This window comes from Microbacterium sp. ZOR0019 (genome assembly GCF_000800925.1).
GTDB lineage: Bacteria > Actinomycetota > Actinomycetes > Actinomycetales > Microbacteriaceae > Microbacterium > Microbacterium aurugineum.
On sequence record NZ_JRKC01000054.1, the window covers coordinates 1 to 19,613 of the forward strand.

The 19,613-nt window shown below is 68.8% G+C and carries 15 protein-coding genes; 5 read left to right on the top strand and 10 right to left on the bottom strand.

From position 1 onward, the window contains the following. Positions 1 to 62 precede the first annotated feature (62 nt). On the bottom strand, positions 63 to 1,406 hold the full coding sequence (locus tag L978_RS11255; protein WP_052193632.1) for an amidohydrolase: 1,344 nt from the start codon (positions 1,404 to 1,406) through the stop codon (positions 63 to 65). A 160-nt stretch (positions 1,407 to 1,566) separates the two neighbouring features. On the opposite strand from L978_RS11255, the gene L978_RS11260 reads away from it, so the two are divergent. Both L978_RS11260 and L978_RS11265 read left to right on the top strand, forming a co-directional pair. Beyond that, positions 1,567 to 3,015 carry a glyceraldehyde-3-phosphate dehydrogenase gene (locus L978_RS11260; protein ID WP_047523166.1) on the top strand — a complete coding sequence of 483 codons (1,449 nt, stop codon included), beginning with the start codon at positions 1,567 to 1,569 and terminating at the stop codon, positions 3,013 to 3,015. 44 nt (positions 3,016 to 3,059) lie between these two features. Continuing rightward, positions 3,060 to 4,106 carry a winged helix DNA-binding domain-containing protein gene (locus tag L978_RS11265; RefSeq protein ID WP_047523167.1) on the top strand — a complete coding sequence of 349 codons (1,047 nt, stop codon included), beginning with the start codon at positions 3,060 to 3,062 and terminating at the stop codon, positions 4,104 to 4,106. Positions 4,107 to 4,133: 27 nt separating this feature from the next. Here L978_RS11265 and L978_RS11270 read toward each other — a convergent pair whose 3' ends face one another. Continuing rightward, positions 4,134 to 5,576: a helix-turn-helix transcriptional regulator gene (locus L978_RS11270; RefSeq protein ID WP_047523168.1), complete on the bottom strand. Its 1,443-nt coding sequence runs from the start codon at positions 5,574 to 5,576 to the stop codon at positions 4,134 to 4,136. Positions 5,577 to 5,778: 202 nt separating this feature from the next. Here L978_RS11270 and L978_RS11275 point away from each other — a divergent pair, with 202 nt between their 5' ends. Further along, the gene (locus L978_RS11275) at positions 5,779 to 7,551 is read left to right on the top strand and encodes a phosphoenolpyruvate carboxykinase (GTP) (RefSeq protein WP_052193635.1); all 1,773 of its coding nucleotides are present in this window, start codon (positions 5,779 to 5,781) and stop codon (positions 7,549 to 7,551) included. A gap of 444 nt (positions 7,552 to 7,995) precedes the next feature. Here L978_RS11275 and L978_RS11280 read toward each other — a convergent pair whose 3' ends face one another. Both L978_RS11280 and L978_RS11285 read right to left on the bottom strand, forming a co-directional pair. Beyond that, positions 7,996 to 9,882, bottom strand: coding sequence for an ABC transporter ATP-binding protein (locus L978_RS11280; protein WP_047523169.1), 1,887 nt, complete (start codon positions 9,880 to 9,882; stop codon positions 7,996 to 7,998). A gap of 77 nt (positions 9,883 to 9,959) precedes the next feature. Continuing rightward, positions 9,960 to 10,166: a hypothetical protein gene (locus L978_RS11285; RefSeq protein ID WP_047523260.1), complete on the bottom strand. Its 207-nt coding sequence runs from the start codon at positions 10,164 to 10,166 to the stop codon at positions 9,960 to 9,962. Positions 10,167 to 10,239: 73 nt separating this feature from the next. Between L978_RS11285 and L978_RS11290 the strand changes: the two genes are divergently transcribed. Further along, a complete protein-coding gene (locus tag L978_RS11290; protein ID WP_047523170.1) occupies positions 10,240 to 11,271 on the top strand; it encodes an LD-carboxypeptidase in 1,032 nt (343 codons plus the stop codon). Here L978_RS11290 and L978_RS11295 read toward each other — a convergent pair whose 3' ends face one another. The 5 genes from L978_RS11295 to L978_RS11315 form a co-directional block, all read right to left on the bottom strand. Further along, entirely contained in the window at positions 11,272 to 12,732 is a 1,461-nt protein-coding gene (locus tag L978_RS11295) for an MFS transporter (protein WP_047523171.1), read from the bottom strand. Positions 12,733 to 12,878: 146 nt separating this feature from the next. After that, entirely contained in the window at positions 12,879 to 14,627 is a 1,749-nt protein-coding gene (locus tag L978_RS11300) for a glycoside hydrolase family 35 protein (protein WP_047523172.1), read from the bottom strand. A gap of 77 nt (positions 14,628 to 14,704) precedes the next feature. Next, positions 14,705 to 16,066, bottom strand: a complete 1,362-nt coding sequence (locus L978_RS11305) for an ABC transporter substrate-binding protein (protein ID WP_047523173.1) — start codon at positions 16,064 to 16,066, stop codon at positions 14,705 to 14,707. Positions 16,067 to 16,133: 67 nt separating this feature from the next. Continuing rightward, entirely contained in the window at positions 16,134 to 17,024 is an 891-nt protein-coding gene (locus L978_RS11310) for a carbohydrate ABC transporter permease (protein WP_052193637.1), read from the bottom strand. Between the two features lies 1 nt (position 17,025). Further along, on the bottom strand, positions 17,026 to 17,943 hold the full coding sequence (locus L978_RS11315; RefSeq protein WP_047523174.1) for a carbohydrate ABC transporter permease: 918 nt from the start codon (positions 17,941 to 17,943) through the stop codon (positions 17,026 to 17,028). A gap of 159 nt (positions 17,944 to 18,102) precedes the next feature. Here L978_RS11315 and L978_RS11320 point away from each other — a divergent pair, with 159 nt between their 5' ends. Further along, a complete protein-coding gene (locus L978_RS11320) occupies positions 18,103 to 19,089 on the top strand; it encodes a LacI family DNA-binding transcriptional regulator (protein ID WP_081997027.1) in 987 nt (328 codons plus the stop codon). Between the two features lie 13 nt (positions 19,090 to 19,102). Here the strand turns inward: L978_RS11320 and L978_RS11325 are convergent, their stop codons facing one another. Continuing rightward, entirely contained in the window at positions 19,103 to 19,456 is a 354-nt protein-coding gene (locus L978_RS11325; protein WP_047523176.1) for a hypothetical protein, read from the bottom strand. Positions 19,457 to 19,613 lie beyond the last annotated feature (157 nt).

The window sequence follows — 19,613 nt, forward strand, 5'->3', positions numbered from 1 at the left end:
CGGCATGCGTGAACATGCCGCCCGCCGTTTCCGTGCGCACCCGCGTTCAGTCGTGCGAGAGCTCACTCGCGGGTGAACACCGTGCGGCCGTCGACCATCGTGCGCTCGACCTCGAGGGAGGAGAACGGACGCCCGGGAGTCAGGGGATCCTCATCGAGGATCGTCAGATCGGCGACCTTCCCGATCTCGAGCGTTCCCTTCCAGGCGGACGCGCCGTCCTGTCGCGCGGCATCCACCGTCATCGAACGCAGCAGGCGGCGGCGCGATCGTCCGTCATCGGCGACGCCGGCGTCGCCGAGCAGGCCGAGCGAGGCGTCGAGGCCGAGCCGCCAGTCCGGGCTCGCGATCGGCGAGTCGCTCGTCACCGTCGTGAGCGTTCCGGAGGTGAGCATCGCCGCCAGGGGCCAGGCCGCGGCGATGCGTGCTTCGCCGAGCTGCAGCGCCGCCCAGGAGTGCGTGTGCGCGGCGATCAACGGTTGCACGGCGAATCCGGCGTCGACCCTTCCCATCCGGGCGATCTGCTGGGGCGTGGCCAGGTCTCCGTGGACGACGTAGTGGGGTGCAGGCGGCCGGGGCGCGTCGGGGAGGCGTTCCAGGACGGCGAGGAACTCCGAGATCGATCGGTCGCCGGTCGCGTGCACGGCGATCTGCATGCCGCGGGAGGCGGCGAGCTCCACCATCCGCTGGAACGCGGAGAGCGGATCATCCCCGCCGCGCGTGAGCAGGGCGCCGGTGCTGCCGTCCGTGTAGGGCTCCTCGACCCAGGCGGTGGCCATCGGCGGGATGCCGTCGGCGAAGATCTTGACCCCGGGGATCGCGAGCCACCGGGGGTCGTGTGTCGGCGCCGGGGTGCGGATGCCGCGCTCGAAGTCCTCCAGTGTGCTCTCGCCGTCGATCGTGCCGAACAGCCGAAGCAGGGTCACGCGCGAGGTCTGGGCGCCTTCGCGGTGCAGCTCGCCGTAGGTGTCGAGCATGGCCGTGCCGAAGCAGCCGGTCTCGCCGGCGTCCTCTCCCGGGCCGATCCCGGGCTCGGTGTAGCTCGTGATGCCGCGTTCGGCGAGGAGGCTCCACGCGCGGAGAAGGGCGGTGCGCCGCTCTTCCCGGCTCGATATGAGGCGCCCGGACGGCTGCTCTGCGGATGACGTGTCGGAGAAGAACAGGTGCGGCCAGCGCGCGCCGAGCCAGGCGGCGTGCAGATGGGCGTCGTTGATGCCGGGGATCGCGGTGCGCCCGTCGAGTTCGAGGGTGGTGCGCGCTCGGAGTGGCGCGACGGCTTCGTCGACCGCGACGATCACGCCGTTTCGCACGGCGAGGGTGTGGGCGATGGAGTCCGTCCCGTCGAGGGTGTGGATGCGGCCGCCGCGGATGATCAGGTCGGCGTCGTCGCCGGGCAGTGTCTCACTCATTATTCCACCAGTGTAGACGTAAAACGGGACCTGCGGTGAGAGCGGGAAGACCTGGATTCGGCGCGCGGTTCCGGGGCTTGTACGCTGGAGCCATCCCCCGATCACCCGGCAACCCGCGCGCCGGTGACCTCGGTGCGCGCTCACACATGCAAGGACGCAGATGAACGATTCCGCGGCACACCGCGAAGACTGGACGGCGAGCGAAGAACTGGCGGAGCGGATGATCCCGCTCATCGGGGCGCTTCGACGCGAGCACGACGTGGTGACCTCCCTCCACGGGCACCGTCTGCTCGGCCTGTCGGCGACCGGGCTCGTCGAGGTGCACGAGCGCGTGGCCCAGCTCGGACACGAGCGCCTCCCGATCGAAGACAGCCTGGCCGTGCTGGAAGCGATCCACGCGCTCGCGCCCGGCGCCTCCTCGCTCGATGTCGCCCGTCTCGTGGCCGGGCATGCCTCCAGCGGCGAGTCCTTGGAGACCTACCTCGCCGACGTGCTGGCACCCGCGATGGGTGCCGTCGCCGCCGAACCCACCGACGTCGTGCTCTACGGCTTCGGACGCATCGGCCGTCTGCTGGCCCGCATCCTCATCGCCCACACCGGTGGCGGCAGCGGACTGCGGCTGCGCGCGATCGTGGTGCGGCGCGGCTCCGAGAACGACCTCGTCAAGCGGGCATCGCTGCTGCTGCGCGATTCCGTGCACGGCCGCTTCGCCGGATCCGTCACGGTCGACGAGGAGGCCGAGCAGATCATCGCGAACGGCACCCGCATCCAGGTGATCTACTCCGACGACCCCGCCACCATCGACTACACCGCCCACGGGATCGACGACGCCATCGTGGTCGACAACACGGGCCGCTGGCGCGACGAGGCGGGGCTCTCGCGGCATCTGCGATCGAAGGGGGTCGCCCGGGTCCTGCTCACCGCTCCGGGCAAGAGCCCGCTCAAGAACATCGTGCACGGGATCAACGACGACACCATCACCGACTCCGACCGCATCGTCTCCGCGGCCTCGTGCACGACGAACGCCATCACACCGGTGCTCGCGGCGATCGACGAGGCCTACGGCGTCGTCAAGGGACACGTCGAGACGGTGCACTCGTTCACGAACGACCAGAACCTGATCGACAACTTCCACAAGGGCGACCGACGCGGGCGTTCGGCGGTGCTCAACATGGTCATCACCGAGACCGGTGCGGCGAAGGCCGTCGCGAAGGCGCTCCCGCAGCTCGAGGGCAAGCTCACGGGCAGCTCGATCCGCGTCCCCACCCCCGATGTCTCGCTCGCGGTGCTGCATCTGACGATCGAGCGTCCGGCGACCAAGGACCAGGTCAACGACTACCTGCGCCGCGTCTCCCTGCACTCGAAGCTGCGTCAGCAGATCGACTACGTCGAGAGCCCCGACGTGGTCTCCACCGACTTCGTCGGGTCGCACCGGGCCGGCATCGTCGACGGACTCGCCACGATCGCCGACGAGGACACCCTCATCCTCTACGTCTGGTACGACAACGAGTTCGGCTACTCCTGCCAGGTGATCCGTGTGCTCGAGGTCATGGCGGGCTCGCACCCGATCGTGCTCCCGGAGCGCCGTGAGGTGACGCTGCAGGGCTGACGTCGCGCGTGCGCGGCGTCGGAGGCGCCCGGCATGATGGGGTCATGAAGTCCGCGACCCTGCTCGCCGAGCGCCTCCGCTCGCATCGCCTCACCGCGCCGACGCCGACGGTGGAAGACGCCGCGCATCACCTGCTGGCCATACAGAGTCAGGACTTCACCGCCGGTCGTTGGGCCCTCGCGGTACGCACCCGCGGAGACGTGACCCTGCGCGACGTCGATCGCGCCTTCGATCGCGGTGATCTCGTGCGGGGCTGGACCATGCGCGGCACGCTGCACACGGTTCCGGCGCGTGACCTCGGGTGGATGCTGGAGGTCACGGCCGCACGGCAGCGCCACCAGGCGGCGACGCGTCATCGGCAGCTCGGCATCGACGACGACATGATCGCCGCGGTCGTGCGGGCCGTGACACCGGCGCTGCGCGACGGCGGCCGCACCCGCGCCGAGCTTTTCGAGATCCTCGAGCGAATCGGCATCGACCCCGCGGGGCAACGCGGGATCCACCTGCTCTTCACCCTCACGATCGACGGACTCATCTGCCAGGGCCCCGTCGCCCCGCGCGCCGGCGTGACGCGGGAGCAGCGGTTCGTCCTCGTCGAGGACCACATCCCCGACCCGGCGCGCCCCGACGACCCACTCGTGGAGCTGTTCGTGCGGTACATCGACGGCCACGGTCCGGCGGGTGTCGCGGACTTCTCCTGGTGGTCCGGACTCACGCTCGGGCAGTCCCGCGAGGCCGCCGCACGCGCGGCAGAGCGCGTCGTCGAGGTCGAGGAGGGACTGTTCACGGCGGTCCGGCGACCGCGACGGACGACCGGTGCATCCGCCGTCCACGCGCTCGGTGCCTTCGACGAGTACTACATCTCCTACGCCGACCGCACGGACGTGTGCGCCCCGGAGCATCTGGCGGCTGTCGGTCCGGGGAAGAACGGGATGGTGCGCGCGACGCTCATCGAGCAGGGCCGCGTGATCGGAACCTGGTCGCACGCCACCGCGACGCGCGACGCGCCTCCCGAGTTCTTCGCGGACCCGGCCGATCCCGCAGGGGTGACCGCCGCTCTGGGGCGATTCGCACGGTTCCTCGACGACTGATCCCGCTCGCCGCGAGGACGGTCGCGATCACTCACCGGCGTGCCGTGCGAGGAAGCTGTACACCTCGTTGTCGTCCACGCCGGGGAAGGCGCCGCGGGGGAGTGGCGAGAACATGTGCGTGTGCACGCGTGCACTCGGCCACGCCCGTCCGCTCCAGCGCTCGCTCAGCTCGGCCGACGGGCGGCGGCAGCACGACTCGTCCGGGCAGGTGGAGACGGCCCGGTCGTTGGTCTCCCGTCCTCGCCACCACCGGGCATCGTCGAACGGCACTCCGACGGTCACCGAGAACTCGCCGTCGCTCGACGATCCGGTCTGGGTCGAGCACCAGAACGTGCCGGAGGGTGTGTCGGTGTACTGGTGGTGCTCGACCGTGCGGTTCTGCTGCGTGAACGCCGCGCGCGCCTGGAACTTGCGGCACACCCGCTGGCCCTCCACCGCGCCGGTCACGTCCATCGGCAACGGCAGGTCATCGTTCTCGTAGACCCGGGTGATCGCCCCGGTGGAGTCGACGCGCAGGAAGTGCAGCGCCATCCCGAGATGCTGGGTCAGCAGGTTGGTCATGCGCATGCCCGCGGCCTCGTGCGTCACGCCGAAGCCGTCCCGGAAGTCCTCGACCGCGAGGTTACGGTCCTTCTTGGCCTGCTGCAGGAAGGCCACGGCGGCGGTCTCGGGCATCAGGCAGCACGCGGCGAAGTAGTTGATCTCCAGGCGCTGCTGGAGGAAGTCGGCGTAGTCGGTCGGCGGCGTGTGTCCGAGCAGGCGGTGCGCCATGGCCTGCAGAGCCATCGAGCGCAGTCCGTGGCCGCCGGGGATGGAAGCCGGCGGCAGGTAGATCCGTCCGTTCTCGAGGTCGGTGACCGAACGGGTGGAGTGGGGGAGGTCGTTGGCGTAGATCAGCTCGAAGCCGAGCTTCTCGGCCATGATGCTCACGGTGCGGTGCGTGAGTGCGCCCTGGACGTGACCGGCCGCCTTGAGGTGCTTCTCGGCGAGCTTCTCGATCTCGGGGAGGTAGTTGTTCTGCGCGCGCATCCGCAGCCGCAGCTCGGTGTTCGCACGACGCGCTTCTTCCGGTGTCGCGATCGCCTCGCGCTCGCGACGCTCGAGCTCGCGGTGCAGACCGAGGACCGACTCGATCGTCTCGTCGCTCATGCCCTTGGTCACGCGCACGGGAGCGACGCCGAGCTGCCGGAAGACGGGGCTCTCCTGAGCGCGCTCGAGCTCGATCTCGAGAGCCGCCCGTCGGTTCGGCGGTTCGCCGGAGATCAGGTCGGTGACCTCCGTGCTCGTGGCCTGCGCGATCGCCTGGAGGAGGGACAGCTTCGGCTCGCGCTTGCCGTTCTCGATCAGACTCAGCTGCGAGCCGGCCACACCGACGAGTGCGCCGAGCTCATCGAGCGTGAAGCCGTTCTCCAGCCGGTGGTGACGGATGCGGTGGCCGAGGGTCGTGAGGTGGATGCCGGAGGACGCCATTCCTTGAGTGTAGCGAAAGAATTGCGTTTCTTATCGCTCGATTCGCCCGAAAGTTGCGCCTGAATCGGAAGAAGATAGGTGCAACGCCCCCACTTCGAAGGAGCACACGTCATGGCCATCGCCGAAGTCTTCACCCCCCGCACGTCTCCGGTCGCCGCGACGCGTACGTACGGCGCCGCCCCCCACGTACGACACTCCTGCCATGGCCGAGCTGGCTGCCTGGGTCGAGGAGATCCGCGAGCTCACCCAGCCCGACGCCGTGCACTGGGTCGACGGCTCGCGGGCCGAGAACGACCGGCTCCTGCGCGATCTCGTCGACGAGGGCAAGCTGATCAAGCTCAACCCCGAGTGGCGTCCCGGCTCCTACCTCGCGCGTTCGCACCCCAGCGACGTCGCCCGGACCGAGGGACGCACCTTCATCGCCTCCGAGCGCGAGGAGGATGCCGGTCCGACGAACAACTGGGCCGCTCCGGCCGAGATGCACGCGAAGATGAACGAGATCTTCGCGGGCTCGATGCGCGGCCGCACGATGTACGTCGTGCCGTTCTCGCTGGGACGCGTCGGCGGTCCCCTCTCGCACATCGGCGTCCAGATCACCGACAGCGCCTACGCCGTCGCGTCGATCGGCATCATGACCCGGGTCGGCGATGCGGTGACCCGTCAGATCGCCGAGGGGGCCCCGTGGGTCAAGACCGTGCACTCGGTCGGCGCGCCCCTCGCTCCGGGTGAGCAGGACGTCGAGTGGCCCTGCAACGACGACAAGTACATCGTGCACTTCCCCGAGACGCTCGAGGTCTACTCCTACGGCTCGGGCTACGGCGGCAATGCGATCCTGGCGAAGAAGTGCTTCGCTCTGCGTATCGCCTCCGTCATCGCTCGCGACGAGGGGTGGCTCGCCGAGCACATGCTGCTGATCCGCGTGATCGACCCGCAGGGCAAGGCCTACCATGTCGCCGCCGCGTTCCCCTCGGCGTGCGGCAAGACGAACCTCGCCATGCTGCGGCCGACCATCCCCGGGTGGCGGGTCGAGACCCTCGGTGACGACATCGCGTGGATCCGTCCGGGAGAAGACGGTCGCATGTGGGCGATCAACCCCGAGGCCGGCTTCTTCGGGGTCGCGCCCGGAACCGGCGAGTCGACCAACGTCACGGCCGTCGAGACGCTGTGGGGCAACACGATCTTCACGAACGTCGCGCTCCGCCCCGATGGAGATGTGTGGTGGGAAGGCCTGACCGACGCGCCGCCCGCGAACCTGACCGACTGGGAGGGCAACGACTGGACGCCCGAGTCCGGCCGGCCCGCAGCGCACCCGAACTCCCGCTTCACGGTGTCGGCGGCGCAGTGCCCGCAGATCTCCGAGGACTGGGAAGAGGCCGTCCCGCTCGACGTCATCCTCTTCGGTGGGCGCCGCGCCAGCAACGTGCCGCTCGTGGTCGAGGCCACCGACTGGACGCACGGCGTCTTCCTCGGCTCGAACATCTCGTCGGAGCGCACCGCTGCCGCCGAGGGCACGGTCGGGGAGCTGCGCCGCGACCCGTTCGCGATGCTGCCGTTCTGCGGCTACAACATGGCCGACTACTTCGGGCACTGGCTGAAGGTCGGCCGTGGCCTGCGCTTCGACCGCGCACCGCGCATCTTCCAGGTGAACTGGTTCCGTCGCGGGGAGGACGGCCGCTTCCTGTGGCCCGGGTTCGGCGACAACTCCCGCGTCGTGGACTGGATCATCCGGCGCATCGCGGGCGACGTCCCGGCGGTCGACAGCCCGATCGGACGCCTGCCGCGCGTGGAGGACCTCAACCTCGACGGCCTCGACATCCCGGCCGCAGACCTCGATGAGCTGTTCTCCGTCGACGCCGAGGCCTGGAAGACCGAGGCCGACCTGACGGAGGCGTTCTACGACACCTTCGGCGACAAGGTCCCCGCGGCGCTGCGCGCGGAACTCGCCTCGCTCCGCTACCGCCTCGACAAGGCGTAGCCCCCAGACCGGTGCCGGTTCGGGGGAGCCGGCACCCTCAGGGCCTCGTGCCCTGCAGACCCGCGAAGGCGGGACATCAGAGACGAACCCATGGCTGAGTGGTCTCCGACGTCCCGCCTTCGTGTCGTCCGCCCCTCCTGTTCATCCACACCCCTCCTGCTCGTCCACACCCCTCCTGCTCGTCCGCACCCCGCCGCAGGGACGCCAGGAGACGGGGGTATGGACGCTGGACGGGGGTGTCGGCGCCAGCCTTCGTGTCGTCCACCGCTCCTGCTCGTCGACGCCCCTCCTGCTCGTCGACGCCCCTCCTGCTCGTCCACACCCCTCCTGCTTGTCGACACCCCTCCTGCTTGTCCACACCCCTCCGCAGGGACGCCAAGAAACGGGGGTGTCGGCGCTGGACGGGGGCGTGGACGCGGGGTCGGGGCGGGGGCGGGGTGCCCGTCAGGCGAGCAGCTGGTGGCGGGCGAGGTCGCGGTAGAGGGGCGTCGACTCCACGAGCTCCGCATGCGTTCCCTGGCCGACCACGACGCCGTCCTGCAGCACCACGATCAGGTCGCTGTCCACCACCGTCGAGAGGCGGTGCGCGATCACGATGAGCGTGCGGTCCGTGGACACGGCGTCGATGGCCTCGCGCATCCGTTGCTCGTTCACACCGTCGAGGGAGGATGTCGACTCGTCGAGCAACAGGATCGGGGCGTCCGTGAGCAGTGCGCGGGCGATCGCGAGGCGCTGACGCTCGCCGCCCGACAGCATCACGCCGTCCTCGCCCACGGGGGCCTCGATGCCGAGCGGATTGCGCTCGAGCACATCGCCCAGGTTCACGGCGCGCAGCACGCGTTCGCAGTCGGCATCGGTCGCGTCGGGGGATGCGAGTCGCAGATTCTCGGCCAGCGTGCCCGCCAGCGTCGGCGCGTCCTGCTCGACGTAGCCGAAGTGGGCGCGCAGGTCGTCGCGCGGGTAGGTGCGGGCATCATGGCCGTGCACGCGGATCGACCCTCCGGTCGGGTCGTAGAACCGCTCGATCAGCGACAGGATCGTGCTCTTGCCCGCGCCACTGGGCCCGACCAGGGCGACGCGGGAGCCGTGTGGGACGGCGAACGACACGCCGCGGAGCACCTCGTGGTCCTGTGGGGCGTCGGCAGCATCTTCGGTGGATTCCAGGTGGGCGTCCGCGAGCAGGGATCGCGCCTCCTTCGCCGCAGCCTGGCGGGCGGCCACCACGTTCGCGGGGTAGTGGAAGCGCACGTCACGGAACTCGATCGCCGGGGCATCCGCCGCTGCGGCCTCACGCGGCAACGAGGCGGCGATCTTCTCGTCGTCCTGCGACTCGGTGGGAAGATCGAGCACTTCCTGGATGCGGCCGAGCGCGCCGAGCGCCTGGTTCACCGAGGTGATCGCCCCGAAAGTGGTCGCCAACGGCATCACGAGCAGGAAGAGGAACATGATGAACGAGATCAGCGACGCGATCGTGATGGCACCGGCGGCGACGCGGAACCCGCCCACGCCGAGGACCACCAGAAGCGAGAGCTGCAGAGCGATGCCGGAGACCGGGACCACCAGCGAGGAGATCTTGGCGATGCGCACGCCGATGCCGTAGGTCTCGGAGGCGAGCGTCGTGACGGTGTCCGCTTCGCGCTCGGTCGCTCCCGAGGCGCGGATGGTGCGGATCGAGCCGATCGCCCGCTCCACGCCGGACGCCAGCTCGCCGACCTTCATCTGCTGGGCGGTCGAGGCCGTGCGGATCCGGCCGCTCAGCAGCACGACGACCGTGACCGAGAGGCCGATCACGAGCACGATCATCAGCAGCAGCACGGGGTCGATCACGAGCATCGCGATCAGGGCGCCCAGGAACAGGACGGCACTGCCGACGGCGTCCGCGAGCCCCTGGGTGAGGACGGCGTAGAGCAGAGTCGTGTCGGTGCCCACGCGCGAGACGAGGTCGCCGGTCCGGCGGGCGTCGAACTCGGAAGTGGGCAGATGCAGGATGCGCGCGATGAGCTTGCGCCGGCTCGAGTACACGACCGCGGTTCCCGTGCGCTGCAGCAGATAGTGCTGGAAACCGGAGATGATCGACGACACGATCACGAACCCGACCAGCAGCCACACGAGGATCCCGATCCCGGTGTCGGACTGCACCGCTTCGATGACCTGCCCCACGAGCAGGGGTTGCACGAGCGAGGTCGCGGCACCGACGACGCTGAGCACCGCGACCACGATCAGCGTGCGCTTGTGCTCGAACAGGAAGGGGAGGAGCTGGCGGAAGGTGGCGCGCGGGCCTTCGGGCTGCGCGCCCCGTCCGCGGCGGCGTGCTGTCGCCGAACCGGACATGCGGGACCTCTATCTGGAGATGGTACTTCGACCGTACTTCGTGCGTGGACGAATCCTATGGAGGGGCTGTATGCGGATCAGGAGCGGCCGAATCGCCGATGCGCGGCCTGCTTGCTCACGCCGAGGGCGCTGGCGATCGCCTGCCAGGAGTATCCGAGGTTCCGTGCGCGGCGCACGTTGGCCTCCTCGGCGCGGGCGATCTCCGTGCGCAGTTCGGCGAGTCTGTGCAGGGCGGCCAGCGGCTCGCTTCCGTCGTCCTGTGCGATCGCGGTCGGCATTGTCATGATGTCCTCCTGCGTCAATCATCGTTGACGCTGTACGCGCTGTCAATATTTGTTGACGTGCCAGACTGGGCGGATGCTGTCCGCACCCCGCCTCACCCCGGGAGACCGTGTCGCGGTCCTCTCCCCGTCATTCGCTGCTCCGGCCGTCGCACCGGACCTGCACGCGCAGGCGATGCACCGGCTCGAGGACCTCACGGGGCTGATCCCGATCGAGTATCCGACCACGCGTGAGCTCGGCGCGAGTCCACAGGCCCGCGCCGCCGACGTGAACGCGGCGTTCGCCGACCCGAGCATCCGCGCGATCCTCGCCACGATCGGCGGAGACGACCAGCTCCTCGTCGTCCCGCACCTCGACCCGGCGCTGCCCGTGGCCGACCCCAAGCCGTTCGTCGGGTACAGCGACAACACGAACATCCTCAACTGGCTCTGGGGCCTCGGGGTTCGGGGCTACTACGGCGGCTCGACCGCCGTGCATCTCGGGCCCGGACCGTTCGTCGACGACATCCACTTGCGCTCCCTGCGTGCCCTGCTCCTGACCGGTGGTGTGCTCGACATCACCGAGCCGGGTGAGTCGGAAGACGTCGGGCGACGGTGGCACGACCCTCGGGCGCTCCTCGAGTTCGGCGACCGCGTCCCGACCGAGCCGTGGGCCTGGGCAGGGCCGGCATCACGGGTGGAAGGCGTGACCTGGGGCGGCTGTCTCGAGGTGATCGACGGCCTGGCCTTCGCGGACCGGCTGCCGCGCGCGGCGGACCTGGAAGGAGTTGTCCTGCTGCTCGAGACCAGCGAGGAGCGGCCGTCCGCGGGCTGGGTGGCCCGGTGGTTGCGGGGACTGGGGGAGCGCGGCATCCTCGCGGCTGCGGCAGCCGTGGTCGTCGCCCGCCCGCCCGTGAGCGACTTCGTGTTCCAGCCGTCTCCCGCCGAGGCTGCAGCGCTGCGTGCGGCGCAGCGGGATGCAGTGTTCGACGTCGTGACGCACTACAACCCCGACGCCGTGATCTGTGTCGGCCCGCCGTTCGGGCACACCCGACCGCAGTGGATCCTGCCCTACGGCGGGACGATGATCGTGGACGGCGCTGCGCGCACGATCACCGCCGCGTACTGATCAGAGCTCGACGGCGGCGGCGACGCCGAGGTCGCCGTCGTAGTCGTGGTCCTTCGTCTCCGGGCTCAACAGCAGCGCGATGAAGGTCAGGACGCCCATGGCCGACAGGTACAGGCCGACCAGCCACGGGGCGCCGTCGCCGAGCGCCCACAGCCACAGGGCGATCAACGGGGCCACGGCCGCACCGAGGATGGAGGACACGTTGTAGGCGATCGCTGAGCCCGTGTAGCGCACGTTGGTCGGGAAGAGCTCCGGCAGCAGCGCGCCCATCGGGCCGAACGTGGCCCCCATCAGCAGGAACCCGAACACGAGGAACGCCTGGGCGAGCGCACCGGTGAACTTCGGGTCGACCGCGGGGAGGAGGAACGTGTTGAAGGTGAAGCCGAAGACGATGATCGCCCCGGTCACCCACAGCAGCAACTTCCTGCGGCCCACCGCATCGGCGATCGGGCCGGACAGGAGCGTGAAGATGCCGAAGAACACCACGCCGATGATCTGCATCAGCACGAAGTCGGTGTATCCGAAGCCGAGCCCCGGGTAGAACTGCGCCGCGAATTCGCTCGGGTCGAAGGAGGCACCGGTCGCCTCTGCTGCAGCTTTCGCCGCGGCCGAGGCGGTCTCCAGCGATGCGGGCTTGGTGCCGTACGCGAGCGTGAAGTTGGTCATCAGGTAGAAGAGCACATACGTCGCCAACATGATGAACGTGCCGAGGATGAGCTGCTTCCAGTGGTGACGGAACACGGTCGCGAGGGGAAGCTTGCGGATCGCGCCCTTCGTCTCGGCCTTCTTGAAGGTGTCGGACTCGACGAGCTTGAGCCGCACCCACAGGCCGATGATGACCATCACCGCGGAGAACAGGAACGGGATGCGCCAGCCCCACGCCAGGAACGCCTCGGACTTCAGGGCCGGGTTCTCGGAGTGCGGCAGCAGCCAGTTGATCGTGAGGAAGAGGAAGTTGGCGATGATGAAGCCGAGCGGGGCGCCCAGCTGAGGGAAGGTGCCGTACCAGGCGCGCTTGCCCTTCGGGGCGTTCTCCGTGGCCACCAGCGCCGCGCCGGACCACTCGCCGCCGAGCGCGAAGCCCTGCGCGAGACGCAGGATGAGCAGCAGGAGCGCCGCCCACCAGCCGATCTGCTGGAAGGTCGGCAGCAGCCCGATCACGAAGGTCGCGATGCCCATCGTCAGCAGCGACGCCACCAGCGTGGCCTTGCGGCCGAACTTGTCGCCGAAGTGTCCGAAGACCACGGCGCCGATCGGGCGGGCCACCATCGCGGCGCCGAAGACCGCGAACGAGGAGAGGAGCGAGGTGGTGTCGTTGCCCGTGGGGAAGAACAGCACCGGGAAGACGAGTACGGCCGCCGTGGCATACGCGTAGAAGTCGTAGAACTCGATCGTGGTGCCGACCAGGCTCGCGGTGATGACGCGCGAGCGGGGATTCGCGGGCGCAGTGGCAGTACTCATGACGCTTCTCCGATCAGCCCCGGTCTGCCGGGGACCTGGGCGAGTTTACGCCTTCCTGAGTGTTGCCTGTGTGCGCCGCGACCTGTTCGAGTCGCGCAGACGGCTGCATCTGCGTACCGGATGCAGCCGTCTGCGCGATTCGAGGGTCACTCCTCCGTGGCGCCGAGCGACGGGGAAGGAACGAAAGCGGCCCGGCGCTCGATGAGCTGCTCGAGCTCCAGGACGACGAGGCGATTCGTCCCGGCGACGGTGACGGGGGCGGGCACGTAGAGCGTGCGCTGCGGTCCGTTGCGCCAGTAGCGGCCGAGGAAGAACCCGTTCACGAACGCGTAGCCCTTGCTCCAGCTCGCGGTTTCGAGGAAGAGATCGGCGCGGGCATCCAGCTCGAACTCGGCGGTCCATGCTGTCGGACCATCTCCGGAAGTCGTTGCCTCGGCGTCCGCGACAGCGTCCGTCCCGATCCCCGCGGCGATGGCGGCGACGTCCAGCGGCGTGCAGCGCCATCCGCTCAGCGGTGCCCCGTCGAGGGTGACCGCCCCGATGAGTCCCTTCTCCTCGCCGAGCCGGTGGTCGTAGTTCACCCGCCCCTGGTCCTCCACCAGGATGCTCAGGGTGCGGCCACCGGGGATCCGGATCGCGCGGTCATGGCTGGTGCGGGAGATCGTGCCGACCGCGCGCCCGTCGACGCTGACCCAGCCCAGGTCCCGGAGTTCGTCGACGAGGAGCACCCCGCCGTTGCGGTGGGGGAGGTCGACGTCGTAGCGCATCAACGCGCTCTGGTGTCCGAGCGCATCGAAGGTCTCGGGGTGGGCCGTCGGTTCCGCCGATCCCGCGGTCGTCGTCCAGGCACCTTTGGCGACGAGGGGGACCTCGAGCGCGGGGGCGGGGGTCGCGCTCGCGGGCAGTTCGTCCGGCACGGGCGCATGGCGCGCGATCACGTCGCGGAAAGCGAAGAACTTCTCCGTCGGGTTGCCCGCCTCGTCGAGCGGGGCGTCGTAGTCGTAGGAGGTCACGAGCGGGAGATAGCGTCCCTTGTCGTTCGCGCCGTTCGTGAGTGCGAAGTTCGTGCCGCCGTGGAACATGTAGATGTTGACCGAGGCGCCGGCGGCCAGGAGCGCATCCAGGTCGGCGGCCGTGGTCGCGACGTCCGTCGTGTGGTGCACGCCGCCCCACCAGTCGAACCATCCGTCCCAGAACTCCGAGCACATCAGGGGGCCGGTGGGCTGATGCCGGCGCAGCGTTGCGAGGCGCTCGGTGCTGCGTGAGCCGAAGGACCCGGTCTTGTGCAGCCCGGGGAGGCTCCCGTTCGTCAGCATCCGGTCGACCGGCTGGTCGACGGTCGTCAGCGGCACCGTGATCCCGGCCTCGCGGGTGACCGTGACCAGCGTTTCGAGATACGCCGCGTCCGAGCCGTAGGCTCCGTACTCGTTCTCGATCTGCACGAGCACGACCGGTCCGCCGCGATCGATCTGGCGCGGTGCGACGATGTCGTACACGCGGCGGAGGTACGCGCTCACCTCCACGAGGTACTCCGGCGCCGAGGAACGCAGCCCACCCGTGCCACCGGTGAGCCAGACCGGCAGCCCGCCGTTGTGCCACTCCGCGCAGATGTACGGACCGGGGCGGACGATCGCGTCCAGACCCTCCGCGTGGATCAGGTCGAGGAAGCGCCCGAGATCGTTCCACCCACTCGCGTCCCACTCGCCGCGTCGAGGTTCGTGCGCGTTCCAGGCCACGTATGTCTCGATCGTGTTCAACCCCATCAGCCGGGCTTTGCGGATGCGGTCCTGCCACTGGTCCGGGTGCACGCGGAAGTAGTGGATCGCGCCGGAGATGACCTGGTGCGGTCGTCCGTCGCGGAGGAAGTCGGTGTCGCCGAGGGAGAAGGAGGTCACGAGTCGTGGTGCTTTCGATGAGGCGAGCTGTGCCGATCCCGTGACGGGGGATCCGGGACCGGCACAGCTCGCGGGTATTACTTGTTGACGGTGAAGCCCTGCGCGTTGCCGTACTCGACCAGCGCGTCCTGCCAGGCGGTCAGGCCGTCGTTCAGATCGGTGCCGTTCTGGTACGACTGGCCGACGGTGTCGCCGAAGATGCTGTTGGCGTACACCTGGTAGGGCAGGTAGCTCCAGCCTTCGACGACGTCATCGGCCGCGGCGGCGAGCACCTCGTTGATCTTCTGGCCGCCGAAGTACTCGGGAGCGTCGGAGAGGAACTCCTCGCTGGACAGCTCGGCGGTCGTGGACGGGAACCCGCCGCTTTCGAGGAAGATCGAGATGCTCTCTTCGGAGTTGTTCAGCCACCACAGGAAGCCGGCCGCCAGCTCGGGGTTCTCGCTCTGCGTCGTGACGGCCTGGCCACCACCGCCGTTCTCCGCGCTCGCCGGGGTGCCGTCATACGTCGGCATGGGGGCGACGCGCCAGTCGCCTGCGCCGTCGGGTGCGCCCGAGATGAGGTTTCCGGGCATCCAGGCGCCGATCACGAGGCTGGCGAGGCTGCCGTCGCCGAGGGCACGGAACCACTCGTCGCTCCAGCTGCCGTAGGGCGCGATCAGGTCTTCCTCGACGAGGCGGTTCCAGTTCTCGGTCCACTTCTTCGAGCCCGCGTCCTGCAGGTCGATCGTGACGTCGGTGCCCGAGGTCTCGAACGGCTTTCCGCCGGCCTGCCAGATCATCGAGGTCGCGAAGCCCGCGTCCCCGGCGTCGTTGGTGATGTAGGCGTCGGGGTTCGCTGCGTGGATCTTCTTGGCGGCCTCGTAATACTCGTCCCACGTGGTGGGCACCGTGACACCGGCGGCGTCGAACACGGTCTTGTTGTAGAACAGGGCCATGGGGCCGGAGTCCTGCGGCAGACCGTAGATCGCGTCGCCGTTCGTGACGGAGTTCCAGGTCGAGGCGGTGTAGTCGTCCTCGAAGTCGGCGAACCCGTAGGCCGAGAGGTCGGCGAAGGCGTCGGTGAGGGCGAACTGCGGGAAGGCGTAGTACTCGATCTGTACGACGTCGGGGGCGCCGGAGCCCGCCTTGATCGCGTTCTGCAGCTTGGTGTACTCCTCGTTGTTCGTCCCGGCGTTGACCAGATTGACGGTGACGTTCGGGTACTCCTTCTGGAAGGCCTCGACCTGCGCCTCGGCGGACGGGGTCCAGGACCAGTACGTGATCTCTCCGCCCTTCTCCAGGGCGGCTTCGACGGCGTCGAAGGAGCCGGAGCCCGCATCGGTGCCGGAACCGGAGTCGGTCGTGCCGCCGGTGCTGCAGCCGGCCAGCGCCAGTGCTGCCACGGTTCCGGCGGCGAGCACGGCGAGGCTGCGCCGGGTCGGTGAGGGAAGGTGCTTCATTGCTGTGTCCTTTCGGGAGGTGCGGTCCAGCATCGGATCGCGGGGGTGTTGCAGAAGATGCGGGGAGCTATTGCTTGACGCTTCCCGCGGTGAGACCTGACTGCCAGAAGCGCTGCAGCAGCAGGAAGGCGATGACGATCGGGATGATCGTGAGGAGCGAGCCCATGATCACGAGGTTGTAGATCGGCTGGGATCCTGCGCCGATGGCCTGAGCGCTCCATTGGTTCAGGCCGACGGTCAGGGGGTACCAGGCGGGGTCCGACAGCATGATCAGCGGCAGGAAGTAGTTGTTCCAGGTGGCGACGACCGTGAAGAGCGCGACCGTGACGATGCCCGGGGCGAGAAGCCGCATCGAGATCGTGAAGAACGTCCGGAACTCGCCGGCTCCGTCGATGCGTGCGGCCTCGAGGAGTTCGGTCGGCACCGATTCGGAGGCGAACACCCAGATCAGGTACAGCCCGAACGGGCTGATGAGCGAGGGGATGATCACGGCCCAGGGCGTGTTCGTGAGCCCGAGCTCGCTGAAGAGCAGGAAGGTCGGCACGGCCAGTGCCGTACCCGGCACCGCCACAGCGCCGAGGACCACGGCGAACACTGCGCGCCGCCCGGGGAAGCGGAACTTCGCGAGTCCGTAGCCGGCCATCGTGGCGAGCAGTGTCGCACCGCCGGCGCCGACCACCACGTAGAGCAGGGTGTTGCCCAGCCAGCGGAGGAAGATGCCGTCGCGGTAGGAGAACGTGGCGACGAGGTTGTCGAAGAACGCGAAGTCGTCGGCGAACCAGAGGCCGAAGGAGCTGAAGAGTCCGGCCTGCGTCTTGGTCGAGCTGAAGAGCAGCCACACCAGCGGGACGAGCGTGTACAGCGCGTAGATGACCATCACGATCAGCAGCGTGTTGGACTTGCGGGGCTTCAGCGGATCGTCGCGTCGGCGCGAGGGGCGGGCGAGGGGGAGTGCCATGTCAGCGCACCTCCGATGTCGAGCCGCGCAGCTGCACGACGTAGGCGATGACGGCCGTGATCACGCCCATGATGATGGCGATCGTCGCGGCGTAGTTGAACTGCTGACCGGCGAACGACAGGTTGTACGCGTACATGTTCGGGGTGAAGAACGTGGTGATCACGTTTGGAGCCAGCGGGCGCAGGATGTTGGGCTCGTTGAACAGCTGGAAGCTGCCGATGATCGAGAAGATCGTCGCGATCACGAGCGCCCCGCGCACGGAGGGGATCTTGATGGAGAAGATCGTGCGCCAGGCGCCCGCGCCGTCCAGGGCGGCCGCCTCGTACATGTCGGTCGGGATGGTCTTGAGCGAGGAGTAGAAGATCAGCATGTTGTAGCCGACGAACTCCCAGGTGACGATGTTGCCGATCGAGACGAGCATCCATTCCTTGGCGAACGGCGTGATCGCGTCGATGCCGAGGAAGTCGTTGATGTTGCTGGTGAGGCCGAACTGGTCGCCGTAGATGTAGCCCCACATGAGGACCGCGACGACGGCGGGAACCGCGTAGGGGAGGAAGATCAGGATGCGGAAGAACGACGCTCCGCGCAGGCGTGCGCTGTCCAGGGCGAGGGCGGCGCCGAGCGCGAGGAGGAGCATGATCGGCACCTGCACCACCAGGAAGATGAGCACGCGGCCGAACGCCTCCCAGAACTGCGGGTCGGTGAGCGCGCGGACGTAGTTGTCCAGGCCGACGAAGGCGGTTCCGCCGATCAGCTTCTCCTGGAAGAAGCTGAGATACAGCGCGTAGGCGAGCGGTGTCAGGAACACCAGGGCGAACACGACCATGAACGGGCCGACGAAGGACCAGCCCTTCCAATCGCGCCTGTCGCGCCGTCGGACGCCGGGGGCGCCCAGGGGTGCGGGGATTTCAGTCGTCATCGACGAGTCCTTCTTACGATCCGGGCGCTTGCTGCGCCGTGTGTCAACGTCAACATATTCGATGGACTGCTAGTGTGTCAACGTCAACACATGAGGGGATGGGTGATCGTGAGCCCAGAGCATCCGACCGAGACGTCGACGCGTCGTCGTGAGCCCTCCATGGAGGACGTCGCCCGGGAGGCCGGAGTCTCAGGACAGACCGTGTCCCGCGTCGTGAACGCCCGGGGCTACGTCGGTGCGACCACCCGTGAGCGCGTCGAAGCCGCGATGCACCGTCTCGGCTACCGGCCCAACAGCGCGGCGCGTGCTCTGCGATCAGGACGCTTCCGCACCATCGGCGTCGTGATGTTCTCGTTCAGCTCGTACGGAAATCAGCGCACGCTCGACGCGATCGCGGTGCGCGCCGCCCAGCTCGGCTATGCCCTCACCCTCATCCCGGTGGAGTCGAGTGCCGGTGAGACCGTGGCCGGTGCGTTCCGGAGGCTCGAAGAGCATGCCGTCGACGGCATCATCATCGTGATCGAGGCGCACCAGCTCGACGAGGCCGACATCGAGATCCCCGAGGCCCTCCCCGTCGTGTTCGTCGACTCGAACCGCGGTGAGACCCATCCGTTCGTCGACACGGATCAGGCGCAGGGTGCCCGCTTGGCGACCGAGCACCTCCTCGAACTCGGCCACGAGACCGTCTGGCACGTCGCCGGTCCCGCCCGTTCCTACTCCGCGGAGCGACGCAGGGAGGCCTGGAGGGAGACGCTGGAGCAGCACGGGCGTCGCGTGCCGGAGCCGCTGCCGGGGGACTGGTCCGCCGCTTCGGGTTACGAAGCCGGTGTCGAACTGCGCGAGCGCGCCGAGGTCACGGCCGTCTTCGCCGCGAACGACCAGATGGCGATCGGTGTGTTGCGGGCCTTTCGCGAAGTCGGCCGCGAGGTGCCGGGCGACGTCAGCATCGTCGGTTTCGACGGCCTGCCCGACGCTGCACAGCTGTGGCCGCCCCTGACCACCGTGCAGCAGCATCCGGAACGCGTGGGAGCTCTCGCGGTGGACGCGCTGCTCGCCGAGCTCGACGGCACCGGACGTCAGCAGACGCCGCTCGTGAGCTGCGAACTCATCGTGCGCGCGAGCACGGCACCTCCGCGGAAGCGCTGAGCAGAGGAGCCGGTCAGCGCCAGATGACGGCGAGACCCGCGTTCAGGAGCGCCAGGATGCCGATCAGCCAGAACACGGCGGGCGGCACGGCGGCGCCGCGCTTCTGACGGGCGGAGCCGATGCCGAGCAGGGCGCCGATGATCAGCAGCACGACCAGCTTGACGCCGATCTTGACGTAGTTGAGCTCGTACTCGATACCCCACGGTGCGGCGAGAGCGAGGCCGGCGACACCGGCGATGGCGAGGCCGTAGTCCATGATCTTCGTGATCTGGCGCTTGCCCCCGAATGCCTGCGCCGCCCAGGCGCCGAAGAGCACGGCGAATCCGATGAGGTGGACGAACAGCACGATGTGGCGGAGGGTCTCCATGCCTTCACCGTACGAGTGCGGCGCCCTTCTGCGCTAGCAAGGGCAGGCTGACCTCAGGCACGGGCAATCGACGTGCGCCTGTGTTCACCTGTCGGGAGATTGCACGGATGTCGGGCGGAAACGTCGGTCTCGCCCCTTCGCCCGGTCATTCTCCCGA